Source organism: Rhizobium deserti, from assembly GCF_004358025.1.
Classification (GTDB): Bacteria; Pseudomonadota; Alphaproteobacteria; order Rhizobiales; family Rhizobiaceae; genus Neorhizobium; species Neorhizobium deserti.
The window spans coordinates 421,578-441,599 of record NZ_SMTL01000001.1 but is presented as its reverse complement, the minus strand read 5'-3'; the positions used below and the strand labels follow the sequence as shown (position 1 = coordinate 441,599).

Here is a 20,022-nt window from a genome sequence, read left to right as displayed (position 1 = left end):
CCGCATCCGCCATGCTCCTCTATAGGCTGCACTAACCGCCGCTCGCCATTTTTGGAAGCGGCGTTTTTCGTCTTGGAGGAGCCTATGCCGAGCCTATCCCACACGGTCGAGGGGATGCCTTCCCATTCCTGGACAGGGCATCTGCGCGCCACCTTTATTCTCGGCATTCCGCTGGTCGGGGCGCAATTGGCGCAGATGGCGATCAACACCACAGATGTGATCCTGGTTGGATGGTTGGGGACGACCGAGCTTGCATCGGTTGTACTGGCCAGCCAGATCTTTTTCCTGGTGTTCATCTTCGGCACCGGGTTTACCTCGGCGGTCATTCCCGTCGTCGCCCAGGCGCTTGGCCGTCATGATCCTGTGTCAGTCCGGCGTTCGGTACGCATGGGTCTCTGGATTGTCATTGCCTATAGCGTGCTGACCGCCCCGCTTCTTTGGTTTTCGGAGCCGATCCTTTTGTCGCTGGGCCAGGAGCCGGACGTGGCGGCGATGGCACAGAGCTATCTGAGAATTGCGCAATGGGGGATCTTCCCGGCGCTGGGTTTGATGGCGCTCAGAAGCTTCGTCACCGGGCTCGAGAAGGGCGGCGTGGTGCTCTACGTCACGATCGCCATGTTCATCCTCAACGCAGTGATCGCCTACCTGCTCATCTTCGGTCATTTTGGATCGCCGCAGCTCGGTCTGCATGGAGCAGCGGTCGCATCGGTCTGCGCAAACCTGTTCGGCTTCGTTTTCGCCATCCTTTATATCAAGAGTCAGGCCAACATGCGCGCCTACGAGATTTTCGTACGCTTCTGGCGTCCTGACTGGAGCATGGTGCGGGAGATCGTCGGACTGGGCCTGCCGATCAGCTTTACCATACTTGCCGAAACCAGCCTGTTTGCGGCTGCTTCGTTGATGATGGGTACGCTCGGGAAGTTCGAACTGGCAGCCCATGGGATCGCCCTTCAGTTCGCCTCGATCGCCTTCATGATCCCGCTCGGACTGGCACAAGTTGCCACCGTGCGGGTCGGGCTCGCCTATGGCCGCGGCGACATGCAAGGCGTCCGTTTGGCGGGGCTGGCGGTTCTGGTCGTTGGCATGTGCTTCACCTTCGCAGGCGGCATTTTCTTCGCCACCTTCCCAGACATGCTTGCGATGCTGTTTCTGGATCTCGACCAGCCGGATGCGCTGGCCGTGCTGGGTCTTGCTACGCCGCTGATCGTCATTGCCGGCATATTCCAGCTGGTGGACGGTCTGCAGGCCGTTGGGGCTGGGCTGCTTCGCGGTCTGAAGGATACCAGGGTGCCAATGGTGCTGGCGCTTGTCGCCTACTGGCCGATCGGTTTTGCCTGCGCCTGGCTCTTCGCCTTTCCGCTCGGCTTCAGAGGCGAGGGGATCTGGTTCGGCTTCGTGATCGGCCTTGCCGCCGCGGCGCTGCTGCTTTGCGGCCGGTTCTGGCTCCTTGTCCGTCGCCAAAAGCAAATGGCCCGCTAAGATCAGCGGGCCACCACTTTATTTCGTTCCAAATTCGGTCAACGCTCAGCAAGCGCCGGCTCGCCCTTGCGTTCGCGCACCATATTGATGAAGCGACGGAAGAGGTAATGGCTGTCCTGCGGACCAGGCGAGGCTTCCGGGTGATGCTGGACCGAAAACACCGGCTTGCCCGATACACGGAGACCGCAATTGGTGCCGTCGAACAAGGATATATGAGTCTCTTCAACGTTTTCCGGCAGTGAGTTTGAGTCGACCGCAAAGCCGTGGTTCATCGAGACGATTTCCACTTTGCCAGTGGTGTGATCCTTGACCGGATGATTTGCGCCATGGTGCCCCTGGTGCATCTTGGCAGTGGTCGCACCCAAGGCAAGACCGAGGATCTGATGACCGAGGCAGATGCCGAAGGTCGGAACGTCCGTCTTGATGACCTCCTGAATGACAGGAACAGCATATTTGCCGGTCGCTGCCGGATCGCCTGGGCCGTTGGACAGGAAGATGCCGTCTGGGTTCAGCGCCATGATGTCCTCAGCCGAGGTTTGGGCCGGCACGACGGTCACCTTGCAGTCGAGGCCGGTGAAGAGGCGCAGGATATTGCGCTTGACGCCGTAGTCGACGCAGACGATGTGATATTTTGCGTTTTCAGGCTTGAGCTCGTCGAACCCTTCATTCCACACCCAAGGCTTTTCGCTCCATTGGGAAGACTGGCCGGACGTCGCTTCCTTGGCGAGGTCCAGTCCCTCCAATCCGCTCCACGACCGGGCTTCCGCCTTCAGTGCCTCGATGTCGAAATTGCCGTTCGGATCATGGGCAATGACTGCATTCGGCGCGCCGTTCTGACGGATCCAGGACGTCAGCGCGCGTGTATCGATGCCGGACAGCCCGATTACGCCACGGCTTTTCAGCCAGCTGTCGAGATCCTTGGCTGCGCGATAATTGGAAGGAGCGGTGATGTCAGCCTTGAAGATGACGCCCACTGCGCCGCGTCTGGCGGCAGGCGTCAGGTCTTCCACATCCTCGTCATTGGTGCCGATATTGCCAATATGCGGGAAGGTGAAGGTGACGATCTGGCCGATATAGGAGGGGTCTGTGAGGATTTCCTGATAGCCCGTCAGCGCAGTATTGAAGACGACTTCCGCCGGTACCTTGCCTGTCGCACCGATGCCGGTACCTTCAATAACAGTGCCGTCGGCAAGAACGAGAACTGCGGTGGGCTTTGCGGTAGTCCAAGGGGCGGTCACGGTCATCTTGATCCTTCTGCCTCACTGGCCCCGTCCCTTGCAAAGGAACAGGCTGTCGAGGCCATCTTTGGTCGCAGAAAAGGGCGCACGGAAAACCGGCTCGAGCCCTAACATCTAAAATCTGTGTGCAGGTGCGGGAAAATAAACAAAGCAGGCAGCGCGGTCAATGATCTGGCCAAAGAATCCCGGGTTTCTGATCGGAGATGTCTGAGAAATGCCCTCCTATTGATTGATTGACTGGGCATGCTGATCTATGACGGCGACCGAATTGACAGGACGTGTCATGGCTCTCTTGGCCCTGACAGACCTCCTCAGGAGAAACGACGATGATGCGCGACAAACTTTCGCAGGCGCTGAAGGATGCAATGAAGGCGAAGGACACCCGCCGCCTTTCCACTGTGCGGCTGATCCAGACGGCGATCAAGGATCGCGACATAGCCAATCGCGGCACCGGCAAGGACGCGGCCAGCGACGACGAAATCCTGCAGATCCTGCAAAAGATGGTGAAGCAGCGCGAAGAATCCGCCAAGATCTATGAGGACGCCGGCCGGGCCGAGCTTGCCGCTCAGGAGCGCGAAGAGATCGTCATCGTCAAGGATTTCATGCCGGAGCAGCTTTCCGACGAGCAGGTCGCTGGGATCGTTGCGTCCGTCATCGCCGAAACCGGCGCTGCCAGCATCAAGGACATGGGCAAGGTCATGGCGGTGCTGAGAGAGCGTTATGCCGGGCAGATGGATTTCGGCAAGGCTTCCGGAACCATCAAGGCGCAGCTCGGCTGATATCGCCTGAAATGTTCACCGCGCTGCAGAGGCTGCGCGTCGCACTATGAGACGGAAAAGGCGGAGGCTCATCATGAACCTCCGCCTTTGCTCTCCTACGCCCCTGCCGGCCGAATGAAACACGCATGCCGGAAGAAAAGGAATGAACTGCAACACATCGCAGCCATGCCCCAGAGAGTAAAACCTAGCGCCCTCAAAGGGTGAACCTTTCCCTGTGGCTCGCCCTAAGCTAGGAGGCGGCCTGATTTAGAACAAGTTAAAATTAGTTAATGTCGGGACAGCGGTCGGAGAGCTGCTATGTCACGTGCCGCTTGAGGAAGGCAGATCAGCCGTCAGGGCGACCAACCAATCGCCGAGATAGATGCCGGCTACGGCGGCTGCGATTACGCCAGCTAGGAACCCGAAGTAGACAAGCAGTCCTGAAACTGGGCGTCGAGACTGCAAGCAATAGATCAGCAGGCCGAGCGGCATGAACAGCACGGTCAGGAGGCGCGTTGGGCTGCGTAGCGGCAGGCCCAGGAGACGGCCGTCCTCGATTTCCCAAAGGACTGAGAAAATCACGATAAGCAGCATCTGCGCGATGTCGTTGAAGATCATGAGCCGCTCGTCATAAACGAAGATATAGCTGTCGATGACTGAGCCGATGGCGACCGAGCCGAGTAGGCAAAGGTAAAGATATTCGCGCTTCTTCATGGGTGCTTCTTCGTGCGTGAAGGTTTGTTGAGGACGAAGCATTAAATGGTGGAGCGGGATGCCCTGTGAATAGCGGGTACCAAGCGCCTTCGGGATGGCAAGCGCGCGGCATGCAGTCTATATGGAAGCTTGCCTTGAGGTGACAATGCGTTTCTCCAATACCTTTCTTGATGAAATCCGTGACCGCGTGTCGATTTCGACAGTGATCGGCCGGCGGGTGACGTGGGACCGCAAGAAAACCAATGTGTCTCGGGGAGACTATTGGGCCTGCTGCCCGTTCCACGGCGAGAAAAGCCCAAGCTTTCATTGCGAGGATCGCAAGGGGCGCTATCACTGCTTTGGTTGTGGCGTCACCGGGAATCACTTCCGATTCCTGACCGACCTTGAAGGGCAGAGTTTTCCTGAGGCCGTGCAGACAGTCGCGGACATGGCCGGGATTGCTATGCCGCAACCGGACGCGCAGGCTGAAAAGCGGGAAAAAGAGCGCACCACGCTGCTGGATGTCATGGAAATCGCCACGCGCTTCTTTCAGGACCAGCTGCAAAGCGCTTCCGGGGCAAGGGCAAGAGCCTATCTTCGCGATCGCGGTCTGACTGGCCGAACGATCGAAACCTTCCGCCTGGGATATGCGCCTGAAAGCCGTAACGCGCTCAAGGAGCATCTTGCCTCAAACGGCGTGCCGAAGGAGCAGATCGAGGCCTGCGGACTGGTGCGGCACGGCGAGGGGATTGCCGTTTCCTACGACTATTTTCGCGACCGCATCATGTTTCCGATCCTCTCGTCACGCGAGAAGGTGATTGCCTTCGGCGGCCGTGCGATGGCGGCAGACGCGATGGCGAAATACATGAATTCGCCGGATACCGAGCTCTTCCACAAGGGGCAGGTGCTCTACAATTTCACCCGCGCCCGGCGGGCGGCCCAGGTGGGCGGGACCCGGCAGGAGCCTGGCACGATCATCGCGGTCGAAGGCTATATGGACGTGATCGCGCTTTATCAGGCAGGCGTCGAAAACGCGGTGGCACCGCTCGGAACCGCCTTGACCGAAAACCAGCTGGAGCTGCTTTGGCGCATGACGCCGCAGCCGATCCTCTGCTTCGACGGCGACGGGGCTGGATTGCGGGCCGCCAGCCGGGCCGCCGATCTGGCCCTGCCTTTCCTGAAGCCAGGACGCTCGGTGAGCTTTGCCCTACTGCCCGACGGCAAGGATCCGGACGATCTGGTGCGGCATGAGGGGCGGGCTCCGTTCGACAAGGTGCTCGCCGAAGCGCGGCCGCTGGTCGAAATGATCTGGCAGCGCGAGGCTTCTTCCGGAAGTTATGACACACCGGAAAAACGCGCCGAGCTCGAGGCGAGGCTGAAGCAGATCGTGTCGGTGATTGCAGATGAAAACGTGCGCCGTCACTACCAGCAGGCGGTTCGCGAGCGATTGAATGGCTTCTTCCAGCCGGCCTCGCGCGTGTCGAATGACAGGCGCCAGAATTTTCAGCGCGGTGGCGGCAGGCCGGGGCAGGGCGGGGCGCCGATGGGACCGCGCGCTGCCGGACGGGCCGCAGGGGTGTCGGACAGGCTTACCCGTTCCGGTCTCGTGCGTGGTCATCGCGATCTGCCGGCACTGCGGGAAAGCGTGCTGGCCATGACCATTGTCAATCATCCGCAGCTCCTTCTAGATGAATATGACGAGATCGCTTCCGTGGAATTCGAAAGCCGCGACCTGCAGCGCCTCTGGTCCTGCGTGCTGACGATTGCCGGACGCGCCAGCCCTGATTTTTCGGCAAAACACCTGCGCGAGCAGCTGGAAGAAAACGGCTTCGCAGACCTGCTGCGGGCAATGAACCAGCAGATCCGTAATGCTCGGCTATGGACCGCCACGGAGGATGCGGATCCGCAGGATGCGCTGCAGGCATATCGTCAGACCCGCGCGCTGCATTCACGCAACAAGGAACTGCTGTGGCAGAAGGTCGAGCTGGAGCGCGAGCTTGCCGAAATGACGGAGGACGAGGCGGAGCGCGCTGATCTTTTGCTGCGCGCATTGCTGGAAGTGCAGAACGAAATTTCGAGGATGGAAAATCAGGAAGCGATCATCGACGGCTTTGGTGTCCTTTCCGGCAGGGTCAAGGGCGCAGCCGTCAGCCACGGTTGATGCCGTTCTGTCGACGCGGGCTGATGTCGGAAAGCGGGCGCTTTGAAGCGGTGAACAGGGTCCGGTTTATTGGAGACGGCAAGCTCTTGTCTTTCCAGGCACATTGCCTACATAACCGGTAACCTGGTGAGCGTACCCCCGATTAGGCCACTTAAAGCGGCTTTTCCCATATTTCCTGGGCATGGCCTTTGGAAATGCTTGACGAAGCGTTAATTTGTGGGAATCACCATTTCAGGCAGAATGGGCGGAGTGGATCGAGCGCGGTGAACAAAGCTGGTGATCCTTATATGGCACGGTTCCGCAAATGACGATCGCCGATGGTAATCGGGAATTAAAGGTCATTCCGTTACGAGTTGAACAGTGATTCACGGTTAGGGTGGTTTCCGCCTCTATCCGCAAGCCACCAAGCGCGGCTAAGGTGGCGTTCAAGGAAAGCGACGAAATACATGGCAACAAAAGTCAAAGAAAACGAAGAAGCTGAGAACGAACGCGAAGGCGCTCATGACGGTCCGCTTCTCGACCTTTCTGACGACGCCGTCAAGAAGATGATCAAGGCCGCCAAGAAGCGCGGCTACGTCACCATGGACGAGTTGAATTCGGTTCTGCCTTCGGAGGAAGTCACCTCGGAGCAGATCGAGGATACGATGGCGATGCTCTCCGACATGGGGATCAACGTTGTCGAGGACGAGGAGGCCGACGACGGGTCGAACGAAGAGGACGATTCCGCCGAAAGCGACGACAACGAGAGCGAGGGCGGCGAACTCGCCCCAACCTCAAGCACGGCGCTTGCGACCGCAAAGAAGAAAGAGCCGACCGACCGGACCGACGATCCGGTGCGCATGTATTTGCGTGAAATGGGTTCGGTGGAGCTCTTGTCGCGCGAAGGCGAAATCGCCATCGCCAAGCGCATCGAGGCCGGCCGCGAAACCATGATCGCGGGCCTGTGCGAAAGCCCGCTCACCTTCCAGGCGCTGATCATCTGGCGCGACGAGCTGAACGAAGGCACGACGCTGCTTCGCGAGATCATCGATCTCGAAACGACCTATTCGGGTCCGGAAGCCAAGGCTGCGCCGCAGTTCCAGAGCCCGGAAAAGATCGAGGCCGACCGCAAGGCTGCCGAAGAAAAGGAAAAGACCCGCAAGGCCCGTTTTTCCGCGGCCAATGACGACGACATTACCGCGGTCGGCGGCGACATGCCGATGGAGGAAGAGGAAGAGGACGACGACGAGTCGAACCTTTCGCTTGCCGCCATGGAAGCCGAACTGCGTCCGCAGGTGATGGAGACGCTCGATACGATCGCCGACACCTACAAGAAGCTGCGCAAGCTTCAGGACCAGCAGGTAGAAGCGCGTCTGTCCTGCACAGGAACCCTGTCCACCGGACAAGAGCGCCGTTACAAGGAGTTGAAGGACCAGCTGATCACCGCCGTGAAGTCGCTGTCGCTCAACCAGAACCGCGTCGATTCGCTGGTCGAGCAGCTTTACGACATTTCCAAGCGGCTGATGCAGAACGAAGGCCGCCTGCTGCGGCTTGCCGAATCTTACGGCGTCAAGCGCGATAGCTTCCTGGAGCAGTACCAGGGTGCGGAGCTCGATCCGAACTGGATGAAGTCGATCGCCAACCTTTCGGCGCGCGGCTGGAAGGAATTCTCTAAGGCCGAAAATACGACGATCCGCGACATCCGGCAGGAGATCCAGAATCTTGCGACGGAGACCGGCATTTCCATCGCGGAATTCCGCCGCATCGTGCATATGGTGCAGAAGGGCGAGCGCGAAGCGCGCATCGCCAAGAAGGAAATGGTCGAAGCAAACCTCCGCCTCGTTATTTCCATCGCCAAGAAGTACACCAACCGCGGCCTGCAGTTCCTCGACCTCATCCAGGAAGGTAATATCGGCCTGATGAAGGCGGTCGACAAGTTCGAATACCGCCGCGGTTACAAGTTCTCGACCTACGCGACCTGGTGGATCCGGCAGGCGATCACCCGTTCGATCGCCGACCAGGCTCGCACGATCCGCATTCCGGTGCACATGATCGAGACGATCAACAAGATCGTCCGCACATCGCGCCAGATGCTGCACGAGATCGGCCGCGAGCCGACACCGGAAGAATTGGCCGAAAAGCTCGCCATGCCGCTCGAAAAGGTCCGCAAGGTCCTGAAGATTGCCAAGGAACCGATCTCGCTTGAAACCCCGGTGGGCGACGAGGAAGACAGCCATCTGGGCGATTTCATCGAGGACAAGAACGCGCTTCTGCCGATCGATGCGGCCATCCAGGCGAACCTGCGCGAGACGACGACGCGAGTCCTCGCTTCGCTGACGCCGCGCGAAGAACGTGTGCTGCGCATGCGCTTCGGCATTGGCATGAACACCGACCATACGCTCGAAGAAGTGGGCCAGCAGTTCTCGGTCACCCGCGAACGTATCCGCCAGATCGAGGCGAAGGCGCTGCGCAAGCTGAAGCATCCGAGTCGGTCGAGAAAGCTTCGCAGCTTCCTCGACAGCTAGGCCAAATTGCAGCGGCCATGCCGCTTACCTATGTTCAACCGGCCTGCCACAGCAGGCCGGTTTTTTCGTGCGCTTTTTTGCAGCATTTGAGAGCTGGGACTCGATCCCGGCGCGGTTTGATCTTACATCGCCTTCTATGGGCAATGAGCGCAACAAGAGCTATGGCAGGATCGGATGGGGCATTTCAGCGTCGATCCTGCTGCACCTGCTCGTGGCAGCCGGTTTTTTCGTGCACCTGCCTTTGCCCATGAGCGATCCGCAGAAGGAGGAGACGGTCGATGTTGAACTCGTGCCGCCGCCCGAACCTGAAAAGCCGCCTGAGAAGGCCCCCGAAAAGCCGCCGGAACTGAAGCTCCCTGAGCCGAAGCCACCCGAGCCCAAGCCGGAAGAGCCGAAAAAGGAAGAGCCAAAGCCAGAGGAGCGGAACAAGGAGGAGCCGAAGCCGCCGGAGCCGCCACCGAAACCTCCGGAAGCACCGGAGCCTGCCGAACCACCACCGCCACCGCCACCGCGTGAGCCGGAACAGCCTAAGCCTGAGGAGCCTGACCCCAACAGGGCTGAGCCTGAAAAGGCTGAGCAAGGCAAGCCGCAACCGCTTGATGTTTTGCGTCCGGTTGTTGAATTCGGCGAAGAAGACAGCGGCCCCCGCCAGTCTCTCGACGGTGACAGTTCGGTTGATCAGCCTGCACCGGTCGACGAGGCTTTGGAGGAAGATAAGCCCGATGCGGCACCGGACATTTCCGAAACCGCAGACACGGCTAAGGGCCTTGAGGGCAGTCCCGTACCCGATGAGATAACGGTGCCGGACGTCTCTTCCGCCTCTGCCGATCCTCAAGCGAAAGGCGCGCAGGATGCGACCGTTTCCGATGAGGTGCAGGCTGCTCTGGTGCTTCCGACGCCGAAGCCCCAAACGCCCGCCAAACCGAAAGCCGATGCGTCAGCCGCGCTCTCGGAAGCCAAGCGTTTGTTTTCGGTCAAGGACACCGGGGGCGCAGTGGCGCGAACCGCCATAGGTAAGATCCCGAGGGAAATTCGCGCCAGCCAGCTCTGCAGCACCGAATTGCGCGAGCAGCTCCGGCATGCCTCACCGCCTTACTACCCGGAGATGGTCCCGGCTCCGCGATTGCCGACCGGGACGGTCATGGATGTCAGACGCAGCGCCTTTCGCGCGGAAATGCAATGGTACGACGTCAGCTTTCGCTGCGAAGTCGATGATAATGTCACCAAGGTCGTCTCCTTTGCCTTCGACATCGGCGCGCCCGTGCCGCGCAGCGAATGGCGCAAGAGGGGCTTCCCCGATTTTTGATGGCGAAATTGGTGGGGCGGGACGGCCTGCTGGTTTCGAACAAACTGCCTGGTAGTCGGACCACCACGAACGCCTTTGTTCTAAGCTGGAAGTTTTATAGCACCCGCTTGGCTGCCCGTGAAGCTCCATGCAAAGGCGCCATGAGACGGGCGAGCGCGTGGGCATGGCGCTAGTCTTTGATATCGATGCCGGCTTCATGGGCTGCGGCAATAAAAGCCAGACGCGCGGCTTCTGCCGATTTTTTTCCCTTCATCGCGTCCTCTAGGACGATCAGGGCCCGGTCCAATGCTTCGCCTTCCTCTATCGGCCAGTCCTCGATCAGAGCCCAAGATGCTTCCTGGATAGTAGTAATGGTGGTGAATTGCGCCGGACCCTCCAGGGCCAGGGTCACACCTTTGTTCCAGCTCTTGCTCATTTGCTATCTCCACTCGGATAAGCTGCCCATAGCCACAAAACCGTTTGAAAGCGAGGCGCGTGACATAAGGCGGCTCGCCCAGCTCAATGCCGAACTGTAAAATGCTTTACGGTGGGTGTGAGATAAGACGCCGCCAAACGTCTCCCGACGCATTGCAACTGACGCAAGACCCCTTGTTCCGCTTCAGCTATCGGCGAGCATGGCTCACTGGAACAAGGTCATAATGTTCTTAGGGTTAGCATTGGCGATCGCCAAGGACTGTATTGCCAGCTGTTGTTGCGTCTGCAATGCCGAAAGTTTCGCAGAGGCTTCCTCCATGTCCGTGTCGACCAGTCGGCTTACCCCGCTGCTGATGCTATCGGAAAGCTTGCTGGCAAAATCGGTCTGCATCCCAATGCGCTGTTGAAGCGATCCGAACATCGCTGCAACCTCGATCATCCGCTGGATCATAAGGTCCGTCGTTTTCGTCATCCCCTCGATTTCTTCGGCTGTCGTATCTTGCGTAAGGACCATTTCGGGATGACCTGGGTGATCTTCGCCATTGAAGACAACCCATCCGCCTGACGGGCCGTCCGGATAACCTGCCATGTTGGCAAACGCAGAATTGGTGATGATCCCGTCGCAGCCGCCGTTCGAGATTAAGTAGAAGACCTGATCAGTATCGAATGTCGCGGTCATGTCGAAATTGATGGTCTGCACGGAGACATTCCCGGATGCGTCGCGAATGATCGCGCTGGGCAACTTCTTCACGCCATTTTGCGCCGCATCCGCTGGATCCGTCATCCAAAGCCAGTTTTCGCCGCTGAATGAAGCAGATTTCGCGATTGCTTTCAGCTGTTCTTTGAGTTGGTCAAGTTCGTTATTGATCTGTGTCTTGTCGGTGCTCGTTTCGTGGGAGGTAACTAACTTTGACTTGAACTCGCTCATCACGTCTATTGCAGCTGCCATTCCAGCATAGGCGGTGTCGACTTTTGCGGCGCCAACCCCAAGCGCATCGATTGTCGCGGAGACGGCTTTCTTGTCCGAATTCATCGTCGTCGAGATCGACCAATAGGCCACATTATCGGATGCGGTCCGGACTCGCAGGCCTGAGCTGACTTGGTTCTGACTCTTCTCCAATTCGTCATGAACCTCTCGGAGAGTCTGGAGAGCAGTATTGGCGGCAAAATTGGTTATTATACTAGACATAAATAGCCCAATCGTAAAAACAATACGTATTATAGCGGTTGTAATTTCCTCTCATTCAATCGGTATTGGGTTAAGGATCTTTAAAAAAGAACAGCCTTAGACGGGGAATAATTTGATTTTTATCAAGTTGACTTGAGGAAGAGACGCTTCCATGCCTGTAGTCAGCCAGTGGGCCAGATTACCGGTTGCATGAAAGCCAGGCCGTACAGCAGAGCCGAGCGACGAGACGACATGCCGCAGATCAGAAAATCTAGCCTTCTGGACGGGCAGCGGCTGATCAGCAAGTTGGTGGGCCCGGAGGGACTCGAACCCCCAACCAAGCGGTTATGAGCCGCCGGCTCTAACCATTGAGCTACAGGCCCTGCCTTCGTCAGGCACACGAGGGACGCAATGGTTCGCCGTCTCGCCAAGGCGCTCTAGCCTAAATCGGCTCAGGCTACAAGACGTTGCCGTAATAGGTTCACAATCGGCAAGCAGGTAGAACCCGGCTGCGGCCAAGAGCCAATCAAGCGGCAGCAATGACGGTTGTCCGGCCTGCCATTGACTGCAGTCATGAACAATGCCGATCTGGCACATATGAGAGGGAGATCCATGTCCAAAGCCCGCCATTCCTTAGGCGTCTGCGCCGTCATCGTAAGCGCCAGCCTGCCGGCGCTGCTCGCTGCCCAGCCCCTGTTGGCCCAAGAAAGCCGCCCCCGCGAGCCGGTCATCAGCGTGTCCGGTCAAGGCGAGGCAGCCGTCGCGCCCGACATGGCCCTGCTCTCGCTTTCCGTGGTGCGCAACGGCAAGACTGCAGAGGAGGCGCTTTCGAGCAATAGCGCCGCCATGAACGAGGTTCTTTCGTCGCTGCGTAAAAGCGGCGTCGCCGATCGGGACATCCAGACGAGCAACTTTTCCATCCACCCGCAATATCGGCAGTCGGAGCCGAAGGACGGCGTGGTCGAGCCGCCGCAAGTGGTCGGCTACGAGGTTTCCAACATGCTGATGCTGAAGGTGCGTGAGCTCGGCAAGCTCGGCGATCTGATCGACAGTTCGGTCAAGCTCGGGGTCAACCAGGGCGGCCAGATCAGTTTCACCAACGACAAGCCGGAAGCCGTTCTCACGGATGCGCGCAATGCCGCCGTGGCCGATGCCGTTGCCAAGGCACGCACGCTGACGGAAGCGGCCGGTGTCAAACTCGGGCGTATTCTGGAGATCAACGAGAATTCAGCGCTACCAATGCCGGAGCCGATGATGCGTATGTCCATGGCCAAGGAGGCTCGGCCAGCCGTTCCTATTGCAACAGGCGAGAACAGTTATACGGTCACGGTCAACGTGACATTTGCCTTGGAGCAGTAGGCGGAAAAAGGGACGCCCTCGTCCTGTCGAGACAGGACGAGGGCGCTTCATCCGTCCGTCCATGGGCAATGGAGACGGAATGGGCGTTACCGGATGACCGGGCAGCCTCTGACATTGGCGAAGATAACCCGGTCAGGGCCGCGACGTCCGAAACCGACAACCGTCACCGTGCGCCGCGATACGTCGACCACGCGCGTGCGACGCAGGCCCATGCGGCTAGCCTTGTCTTCGGCGCGACGGGGCGAGCAGCCCGGAGGCGGGCGGCGGTCAGGACGCCAGTCACGGTCGCGGTCCCGGTCGTTATACTGAACATAGATGCCGAGATCCGAACTTGCCGCAGCGGCGGTCGGGGCGGTGGCGGCAAGGCCGGTCAGCGCGATAAGGGCGGCGACACCTGCCTTGACAATCAGGTTGGTCATGGGTGTTTCTCCGAATAATGCCGGATTTTGTCCGGCCTCCTGCACTGCTCTCGCCCTCTGGGGAGCGATCGCCCGAGATTTAGCTGGATCGATCTGAACATCGGCAAAATCCCTTGTTCATATGGGGTTCAGGATCATTAGCCGATCGGCAGAAAGCTTGCTCTTCAGGCTAGGTGGAGGACGATCTCGCGCCGGTGAGGCCGATCGCGGTGTTCAAACAAATAGATGCCTTGCCATGTGCCGAGCATCAGCCGCCCGCCACTGACCGGAATACTGAGCGAAACAGCCGTCAGCGCTGCTTTGATATGGGCAGGCATGTCGTCGGGCCCTTCGGTCGTATGGGTAACCCAAGTCATGTCTGGGTGATTTGTCGGCGGTACCATACGTGAGAAGAACGTCTTCAGGTCGCGGCGCACATCAGGATCGGCATTCTCCTGAATGACTAGGGAACAGGAGGTGTGGCGCACGAAGACGGTTAACAGTGCTTCCGGCTGATGATGCTGGTAAACGAAGTCCGCCGCCGCTTGCGTAAATTCGTAAAGACCCTGGCCGCTTGTCGAGATGGAAATCGTAGTCTGGGGCATGGGCTTCCTCTCTATGACCGGGGAGCGGCCGGTAGCAACTACAGATATCCAAGATCAGCCGGCAGCGATTGGCCAAGGTTGAAGCGTCTTCGCGTTGGTGTTCGTCCCGGAAGGCAGCGTTGTCAATGGCAGAAGCCATCGCTCGTTTCACCAAAATGTCCGACGTACCCTAACCCGTCCATGATCATCGTCTGTCCTGATGCTGATGAAACGTCGGTTGTCTGATATGTTGAGCTAGATCTGGCCCCTGCAGAGCAGGTTGTTGCCAAATAATGCCAATCGTGCGATTGACTGCCTTGGACAGCTTATAGGATGAGCTGATGGTTCCGATATGACAAGCGGGCTGTCATCAACAACGGGATTGCGGAGGAGAAAATGCTCAAGAAACTATTGTTGACCGGCGCTGCAGGTGGTGTGGGACGCGCAATTCGTCCGCTGCTGGGAGAACTGGCGGAAAAGGTCGTGCTGTCCGATATCAGCGAGATCGGCGATATTACTGCAAACGAAACCTTCATCCAGTGCGACCTCGCTGATAGCCAGGGTGTTGCCAGACTTGTGGAGGGCGTCGACGGCATCATCCATCTCGGAGGCGTGTCGGTGGAGCGAAGCTTCGATCTGATCCTCCAGGGCAATATTGTCGGCCTCTACAACATCTATGAACATGCGCGCCGCAGCGGCATGCCGCGCATCGTCTTTGCCAGTTCGAACCATGTGGTCGGTTACTATCGCCGCGACGAGCGGATCGACAATACCGTGCCGCCGAAGCCGGATTCACTTTACGGCGTTTCCAAGGTTTTCGGTGAAGCCGTTGCCAGCATGTATTACGAGAAATTCGGCCAGGAGACGCTGTCCGTCCGCATCGGCTCCTGCTTCGAAAAGCCGGCCAATCCCCGTATGCTCGCCACGTGGCTGAGCGCTAGGGATTTTGTATCGCTGTGCGGCCGCGCCTTCGTGACGCCGCGGCTGGCGCATACGGTGATCTACGGCGCGTCTGCCAATGACGAGCAGTGGTGGGATAACCGCAATGCGGCCTTTCTGGGCTGGCAGCCGCAGGACAGTTCGGCGAAATGGCGGGCCGAGGTGGAAACCGCTGCGGGCAAGGAAGATCCGACCTCCGCTGCCGTCATCTACCAGGGCGGCGCCTTCACATCTGCCGGTCACCCGGACGACTGATCGCCCGGATCAAGCGTTGGTTCTGGCCTTGCCGGGCAAGCAGACGTTGATGCCGCAGTTTCAGATTGGGCTGCGGCATCTCTTTATCGACGCTTTGGCGGCGATCAGAGGTTTGCGGTCATAGCGCCGGACGAAAGGCTTAATCCAGCTTTTCGTGGGCGTCGGCCAGTCCTTGAACCCAATATCCCGCGGCCTTGAGCCAGGGCAGGGGATGGTTCCGACCTTCGGTTAGATAAGCGCGGACGGCGCGGGCGACAGAGGCTTCCGCGGCAATCCACGCAAAAGTCTCGGCTGGGATGTCGACCGTATTGAGCACGCTGATAATATCGGAAGCATTGGCGGCGGCCGATAGTGGCCTGTGGACCCAGATCGTCCGCAATTGTGCGGCGGTCTCGAAAGTCTGCTCTTCCTGCGAGCCGGTGACCGCGCCGATCACGGTGAAGGTTTCGTCGGGGCCGGCTTCCTCGACGCGTCGGCCCATCGAGGGCAGGGCGGTTTCATCGCCGACGAGGATCCAATGTTTGACGCCGGAAATGACGGCAGACCCACGTGGGCCACCGATAGACAGCCTGCTGCCGACCTGCGCCTCGAGCGCCCATTGCGTCGCCGGCCCGGCCTCGTGCACGGCAAAATCGAGGACCAGTTCGCGTGCGGCGGTATCGTAGCGGCGGGGCGTATAGTCGCGCCGTTCCGGCTCGCCCTCCGCGGTTGGAAGGAAGATCTTGACGTGGTCGTCCGGCGAGGCGCTGAGGAAGTCCGCCAGGTCTTCCCCGACCAAGGCGATGCGCAGCATGTTCGGCGTGAGCTTTTCGACCGACCGAACCGTCAGCTCCCGCCGTTTGAGCTCATGACGCACCCGCTCGATGCACGGCATGGACATCTGGCTGGTTTGATCTTGAGAAGAAATATCGGTCATAACTGTCCTTTCAGGGAGATGAGGCTCGACCTGCCGGACACAACCGCGCAGACCAAACCGGCAAAGCCCCATTGATCATGCGCGTTGAGTGACGTTAACGCTTACGTGCAAGAGCCTCGCGGCCCCGGCAGTATGGCTCCTCCCTAAATCAGGACGAGGGCAGAAAGCAAGAGCATGCCGCTTGATCACCGATGTCGCCACGGAGCCCGCCCTGTGTGTGGGTTTCGCAGAAGACGAGATCACTGCGCCATGGCGACCAGCCGCCCATTGGAAGGCTGCCGAACCACATCCATCTGCACGTCGTAGATGCGTTGCAGCTCTGCAGGCGTCATGACATCCTCCGGGGGGCCGTGGGCAATCAATCGGCCGGAACGCAAGGCGATGATTTCGTCACAGAAGCGCGCGGCCATGTTGACGTCGTGAAGCACGGTGATGATCGTGATGCCCTTCTGGCGGCAAAGCTCCTGGGTCAGCGAAAGCACTTCGAGCTGATGGCCGATGTCGAGCGCCGAGATCGGCTCGTCGAGCAGGAGGCAGTCAGCATTCTGGGCGACCAGCATGGCCAGCCAAACACGCTGCCGCTCGCCGCCCGAAAGCGTATCCACCATACGCTCCGTGAAAGCTCCGATCTTTGTCAGCTCGATCGCTTCATCGACCTTCTGCTGATCCGTTTCGGTAAATCTGCCGAGTGCGCCGTGCCATGGATATCGCCCAAGCGCGACGAGTTCGCGGACCAGCATGCCGGGTGCCGCCGGGGTCCGCTGCGGAAGATAGGCCAAGCGGCGGGCGAATTCCCGTGCCGGCCATGCCTGCAATGGTTTGCCGGCGAACTGGATGTTGCCGGTTGTGGCAGCCTGTTGCCGGCCGATCAGCTTGAGGAGCGTCGACTTGCCAGAGCCGTTATGGCCGATCAGCGCGATGGACTTCCCTTCAGGCAAATCGAGCGTCAGCGGATGCAGAAGAGTCCTTCCTTCCAGGGCAAAGCTGACGGCATTCAGTGAGAGAATGGGCGGGGAGGCATTGGCGAGCTCTGGCTCGGTTGATCCGGTCTGCATTAGGCGCTATCCGTCCAGCACTTTTTTTGGAATATGAGGATGGAGCTCATGTTTCGTCAATTTTCGCTAGCCGGTCAACCGCCACTCTTCATCGATAAATCGCAGGTTTGAGATGCTATCCCGTTTCTTTGGCTATTACCGACCTTACAGAACGCTGTTCGTCGTGGACTTTGCCTGTGCGGTCCTGTCGGGCCTGCTGGAACTCGGCTTTCCTATGGCGGTGAAGCTGTTCGTGGACCGGCTGCTGCTCAGCCAGGAATGGTTTCTGATCCTGGCGGCGTCTGCGGCCCTGCTGGTGGTTTACGTGGTCAATACCGGCCTTATGGCGGTCGTCACCTATTGGGGACACATGCTGGGGATCAACATAGAAACCGACATGCGCCGCCAGGCGTTCAGCCACCTGCAGAAGCTCTCCTTCAGCTATTTCGACAATCATAAGACCGGGCATTTGGTGGCGCGGCTGACTAAGGATTTGGAAGAGATTGGCGAAGTTGCGCATCATGGTCCCGAAGACCTCTTCATCGCGCTGATGACATTTGCCGGCGCTCTTCTGCTGATGTTCTCAGTCAACTGGCAGCTGGCGCTGGTCACGGCCCTGGTCGTGCCGCTGACAGCCTGGGTGACCAGCCGCTACGGTAGCCGGATGACCCAGAACTTTCGTCGTCTTTTCGACAGAGTGGGGGACTTCAATACCCGTATTGAGGAGAATGTCGGCGGCATGCGCGTCGTGCAGGCTTTCGCCAACGAAAACCACGAGCGAGCGCAGTTCGAGAAGGACAATCAGAACTATCGCCGCGTCAAGCTGGAAGCTTACAAGATCATGGCGGCCAGCACCTCCCTCAGCTACATGAGCATGCGGCTGACCCAGATGATCGTGATGATTGCCGGCGCCTATTTCGTGCTGGCCGGCGAGCTGACGGCGGGTGGGTTCATCGGCTTTCTGTTGCTGGTCGGCGTCTTCTTCCGCCCGGTGGAAAAAATCAATTCGGTAATCGAGACCTATCCCAAGGGGATTGCCGGGTTCCGTCGCTTCACGGAACTCGTCGACACCGAGCCGGATATTGCCGACACGCCGGACGCGATCGATGTCGATCATCTGAAGGGCGAGATCGTCTATGACAGCGTTTCCTTCGGCTATAGCGAGGCAAGGCCGGTTCTGCAGAATGTCAGCCTGACGATCCGCGCAGGTGAGACGATTGCCTTTGTCGGTCCCTCGGGTGCCGGCAAGACGACGATCTGTTCGCTCTTGCCGCGCTTTTACGAGATCAACGAAGGTGCAATTCGCATCGACGGCATCGACATCCGCCACCTGAAGCGCGTGTCGCTTCGCCAGCAGATCGGCATCGTGCAGCAGGACGTATTCCTGTTCGGCGGCACGATCCGAGACAATATATCTTATGGACGGCTCGGGGCCAGCGAAGCGGACATTGTCGAGGCGGCGCGACGGGCTCGGCTGGAAGACATGCTTGCCGGACTGCCCGACGGGCTCGATACGATGATCGGCGAGCGTGGGGTGAAATTGTCGGGCGGCCAGAAGCAGCGCGTGGCGATCGCCCGCATGTTCTTGAAGAACCCGCCGATCCTGATCCTCGACGAAGCCACGTCAGCGCTGGATACGGAGACGGAACGGGCGATCCAAAGATCGCTGGCTGAACTGGCGCAGGGCCGAACGACGCTGATCATCGCCCATCGTCTCGCCACCATCCAGGGTGCCGACCGGATCGTGGTTATAGACGCCAACGGTATTGCCGAGCAGGGGACGCACCAGGACCTCGTCGCTCGTGCCGGTGCCTATAACAAGCTTCATTCCGCCCAGCTTGGGACTGCCTAATTCTGCCAGGATTGCTGCGGGAGCGCAAACTTGATAGGAAGCAGCAAGTTTACGCTGGCCTCAGGACTTCGCCATGACGTTTCAACCGCGAATGGACAACCAGATCGAAGGTTTCTCCGTTATCGGCGGAATGCGCCGGCGGTACTGGAACGGCATCACGGCTGATCTTTGGGATGTTGAATGCGCGCCCTATGCCGGCGGTCGCTATGTCGCCCGCGATCCGCGTCTCTTCATCCTTCTCGATCACCGCGGCCGGGGGCGGCCTGCCGTGAAGCTTTCACCCAAGGATCGTGGCACAGCCCAGGACAGCCGGCAGAGCCCGATTTCCTATATTCCTGCCGAGATGGATTTATGGGTGGATATCAAGGAGGTGCAGTATGTGCGTCACCTCGATATCCACTTCGATGCAGAGGTCATCAGCCGTCGCCTGATGGAAGAGATCGACCCGAAGCGGCTCAAGGATCCACAGTTGTTGTTTTTCGATCAGCGCGTCATGACGCTGGCGGAACTGATCGCTTCGGAGATTGCTTCTCTTGAGCCTCTGCATGATCTTTATGGGGACAGTCTTGCCTTAGCCCTGCTGGTCGATGTGTTGAAGCTGGTGAAGTCACCGGTCCGCAAGCGCGGCGAACTCGCCCCTTGGCAGCTCAAGCGTGCCTTGGATTTCATCGAGGGCAATTGCTTGCGCAACATCCGGCTGCAGGAGCTTGCGGCTTTGACTGGACTGTCCCAGTCCCATTTCAGCCATTCGTTCAAGGCATCCACGGGCATGGCGCCGCATGATTGGCAGATGAATGCTCGCCTGGCCAAGGCTAAGCAATTGCTGCTGGCCGGGGAGCAGCCGCTGATTGCCGTGGCCGCCGATACCGGTTTTGCCGATCACGCGCATTTCTGCCGCGTCTTCAGGAAGCATGTGGGGGCGACGCCCTCTCGTTGGAAAAAGACACAGCAAGCAAAATAGTGT

General features: G+C 59.1%; 17 protein-coding genes and 1 tRNA gene. 9 read left to right on the top strand and 9 right to left on the bottom strand.

Annotated elements, in window-relative coordinates; genetic code table 11:
- Positions 1 to 84: 84 nt before the first annotated feature.
- Entirely contained in the window at positions 85 to 1,479 is a 1,395-nt protein-coding gene (locus E2F50_RS02170; protein WP_133314419.1) for an MATE family efflux transporter, read from the top strand.
- A gap of 38 nt (positions 1,480 to 1,517) precedes the next feature.
- Here the strand turns inward: E2F50_RS02170 and carA are convergent, their stop codons facing one another.
- Positions 1,518 to 2,723, bottom strand: a complete 1,206-nt coding sequence (gene carA / locus E2F50_RS02165; RefSeq protein WP_133314418.1) for a glutamine-hydrolyzing carbamoyl-phosphate synthase small subunit — start codon at positions 2,721 to 2,723, stop codon at positions 1,518 to 1,520.
- Between the two features lie 320 nt (positions 2,724 to 3,043).
- Here carA and E2F50_RS02160 point away from each other — a divergent pair, with 320 nt between their 5' ends.
- A complete protein-coding gene (locus E2F50_RS02160) occupies positions 3,044 to 3,496 on the top strand; it encodes a GatB/YqeY domain-containing protein (RefSeq protein WP_133314417.1) in 453 nt (150 codons plus the stop codon).
- Positions 3,497 to 3,796: 300 nt separating this feature from the next.
- On the opposite strand, the gene E2F50_RS02155 is transcribed toward E2F50_RS02160, so the two are convergent.
- The gene (locus tag E2F50_RS02155; protein ID WP_133314416.1) at positions 3,797 to 4,189 is read right to left on the bottom strand and encodes a hypothetical protein; all 393 of its coding nucleotides are present in this window, start codon (positions 4,187 to 4,189) and stop codon (positions 3,797 to 3,799) included.
- A 145-nt stretch (positions 4,190 to 4,334) separates the two neighbouring features.
- On the opposite strand from E2F50_RS02155, the gene dnaG reads away from it, so the two are divergent.
- From dnaG to E2F50_RS02140, 3 genes are all read left to right on the top strand, one after another.
- Positions 4,335 to 6,329, top strand: coding sequence for a DNA primase (gene dnaG, locus E2F50_RS02150; RefSeq protein WP_133314415.1), 1,995 nt, complete (start codon positions 4,335 to 4,337; stop codon positions 6,327 to 6,329).
- A gap of 446 nt (positions 6,330 to 6,775) precedes the next feature.
- A complete protein-coding gene (gene rpoD / locus E2F50_RS02145; protein ID WP_133314414.1) occupies positions 6,776 to 8,833 on the top strand; it encodes an RNA polymerase sigma factor RpoD in 2,058 nt (685 codons plus the stop codon).
- A gap of 67 nt (positions 8,834 to 8,900) precedes the next feature.
- Positions 8,901 to 10,139 (top strand): DUF930 domain-containing protein, encoded by a 1,239-nt coding sequence (locus E2F50_RS02140; protein ID WP_245515267.1) that lies wholly within the window; start codon positions 8,901 to 8,903, stop codon positions 10,137 to 10,139.
- Positions 10,140 to 10,308: 169 nt separating this feature from the next.
- Here the strand turns inward: E2F50_RS02140 and E2F50_RS02135 are convergent, their stop codons facing one another.
- The 3 genes from E2F50_RS02135 to E2F50_RS02125 all read right to left on the bottom strand — a co-directional run bounded on the left by E2F50_RS02135 (position 10,309) and on the right by E2F50_RS02125 (position 12,104).
- On the bottom strand, positions 10,309 to 10,554 hold the full coding sequence (locus E2F50_RS02135) for a DUF982 domain-containing protein (protein WP_133314413.1): 246 nt from the start codon (positions 10,552 to 10,554) through the stop codon (positions 10,309 to 10,311).
- 204 nt (positions 10,555 to 10,758) lie between these two features.
- Entirely contained in the window at positions 10,759 to 11,742 is a 984-nt protein-coding gene (locus tag E2F50_RS02130) for a flagellin N-terminal helical domain-containing protein (RefSeq protein WP_133314412.1), read from the bottom strand.
- Between the two features lie 286 nt (positions 11,743 to 12,028).
- Positions 12,029 to 12,104: transfer RNA gene (locus E2F50_RS02125), tRNA-Ile, on the bottom strand.
- Positions 12,105 to 12,333: 229 nt separating this feature from the next.
- Between E2F50_RS02125 and E2F50_RS02120 the strand changes: the two genes are divergently transcribed.
- Positions 12,334 to 13,080 carry an SIMPL domain-containing protein gene (locus tag E2F50_RS02120; RefSeq protein ID WP_133314411.1) on the top strand — a complete coding sequence of 249 codons (747 nt, stop codon included), beginning with the start codon at positions 12,334 to 12,336 and terminating at the stop codon, positions 13,078 to 13,080.
- 86 nt (positions 13,081 to 13,166) lie between these two features.
- On the opposite strand, the gene E2F50_RS02115 is transcribed toward E2F50_RS02120, so the two are convergent.
- Both E2F50_RS02115 and E2F50_RS02110 read right to left on the bottom strand, forming a co-directional pair.
- On the bottom strand, positions 13,167 to 13,499 hold the full coding sequence (locus E2F50_RS02115) for a hypothetical protein (protein ID WP_133314410.1): 333 nt from the start codon (positions 13,497 to 13,499) through the stop codon (positions 13,167 to 13,169).
- Positions 13,500 to 13,663: 164 nt separating this feature from the next.
- Positions 13,664 to 14,083 (bottom strand): secondary thiamine-phosphate synthase enzyme YjbQ, encoded by a 420-nt coding sequence (locus E2F50_RS02110; protein WP_133314409.1) that lies wholly within the window; start codon positions 14,081 to 14,083, stop codon positions 13,664 to 13,666.
- A 375-nt stretch (positions 14,084 to 14,458) separates the two neighbouring features.
- On the opposite strand from E2F50_RS02110, the gene E2F50_RS02105 reads away from it, so the two are divergent.
- Positions 14,459 to 15,256, top strand: coding sequence for an NAD-dependent epimerase/dehydratase family protein (locus E2F50_RS02105; protein WP_133314408.1), 798 nt, complete (start codon positions 14,459 to 14,461; stop codon positions 15,254 to 15,256).
- A 139-nt stretch (positions 15,257 to 15,395) separates the two neighbouring features.
- Here the strand turns inward: E2F50_RS02105 and E2F50_RS02100 are convergent, their stop codons facing one another.
- Both E2F50_RS02100 and E2F50_RS02095 read right to left on the bottom strand, forming a co-directional pair.
- Entirely contained in the window at positions 15,396 to 16,172 is a 777-nt protein-coding gene (locus tag E2F50_RS02100) for a siderophore-interacting protein (protein ID WP_133314407.1), read from the bottom strand.
- A 239-nt stretch (positions 16,173 to 16,411) separates the two neighbouring features.
- On the bottom strand, positions 16,412 to 17,227 hold the full coding sequence (locus E2F50_RS02095) for an ABC transporter ATP-binding protein (RefSeq protein WP_133314406.1): 816 nt from the start codon (positions 17,225 to 17,227) through the stop codon (positions 16,412 to 16,414).
- A gap of 112 nt (positions 17,228 to 17,339) precedes the next feature.
- Here E2F50_RS02095 and E2F50_RS02090 point away from each other — a divergent pair, with 112 nt between their 5' ends.
- Together E2F50_RS02090 and E2F50_RS02085 are read left to right on the top strand one after the other, a co-directional pair.
- Positions 17,340 to 19,058 (top strand): ABC transporter ATP-binding protein, encoded by a 1,719-nt coding sequence (locus tag E2F50_RS02090; protein WP_133314405.1) that lies wholly within the window; start codon positions 17,340 to 17,342, stop codon positions 19,056 to 19,058.
- A gap of 73 nt (positions 19,059 to 19,131) precedes the next feature.
- On the top strand, positions 19,132 to 20,019 hold the full coding sequence (locus E2F50_RS02085; RefSeq protein ID WP_133314404.1) for an AraC family transcriptional regulator: 888 nt from the start codon (positions 19,132 to 19,134) through the stop codon (positions 20,017 to 20,019).
- Positions 20,020 to 20,022: the final 3 nt, after the last annotated feature.

Coding starts and splice junctions, on each gene's coding strand:
- E2F50_RS02160 (WP_133314417.1), top strand. CDS start 3,044: ATGATGCGCGACAAACTTTCGCAGGCGCTGAAGGATGCAATGAAGGCG.
- E2F50_RS02105 (WP_133314408.1), top strand. CDS start 14,459: ATGCTCAAGAAACTATTGTTGACCGGCGCTGCAGGTGGTGTGGGACGC.
- E2F50_RS02090 (WP_133314405.1), top strand. CDS start 17,340: ATGCTATCCCGTTTCTTTGGCTATTACCGACCTTACAGAACGCTGTTC.
- E2F50_RS02115 (WP_133314410.1), bottom strand. CDS start 13,499: ATGACCAACCTGATTGTCAAGGCAGGTGTCGCCGCCCTTATCGCGCTG.
- dnaG (WP_133314415.1), top strand. CDS start 4,335: ATGCGTTTCTCCAATACCTTTCTTGATGAAATCCGTGACCGCGTGTCG.
- rpoD (WP_133314414.1), top strand. CDS start 6,776: ATGGCAACAAAAGTCAAAGAAAACGAAGAAGCTGAGAACGAACGCGAA.
- E2F50_RS02130 (WP_133314412.1), bottom strand. CDS start 11,742: ATGTCTAGTATAATAACCAATTTTGCCGCCAATACTGCTCTCCAGACT.
- E2F50_RS02085 (WP_133314404.1), top strand. CDS start 19,132: ATGACGTTTCAACCGCGAATGGACAACCAGATCGAAGGTTTCTCCGTT.
- E2F50_RS02095 (WP_133314406.1), bottom strand. CDS start 17,227: ATGCAGACCGGATCAACCGAGCCAGAGCTCGCCAATGCCTCCCCGCCC.
- E2F50_RS02100 (WP_133314407.1), bottom strand. CDS start 16,172: ATGACCGATATTTCTTCTCAAGATCAAACCAGCCAGATGTCCATGCCG.
- E2F50_RS02120 (WP_133314411.1), top strand. CDS start 12,334: ATGTCCAAAGCCCGCCATTCCTTAGGCGTCTGCGCCGTCATCGTAAGC.
- E2F50_RS02110 (WP_133314409.1), bottom strand. CDS start 14,083: ATGCCCCAGACTACGATTTCCATCTCGACAAGCGGCCAGGGTCTTTAC.
- E2F50_RS02135 (WP_133314413.1), bottom strand. CDS start 10,554: ATGAGCAAGAGCTGGAACAAAGGTGTGACCCTGGCCCTGGAGGGTCCG.
- carA (WP_133314418.1), bottom strand. CDS start 2,723: ATGACCGTGACCGCCCCTTGGACTACCGCAAAGCCCACCGCAGTTCTC.
- E2F50_RS02155 (WP_133314416.1), bottom strand. CDS start 4,189: ATGAAGAAGCGCGAATATCTTTACCTTTGCCTACTCGGCTCGGTCGCC.
- E2F50_RS02170 (WP_133314419.1), top strand. CDS start 85: ATGCCGAGCCTATCCCACACGGTCGAGGGGATGCCTTCCCATTCCTGG.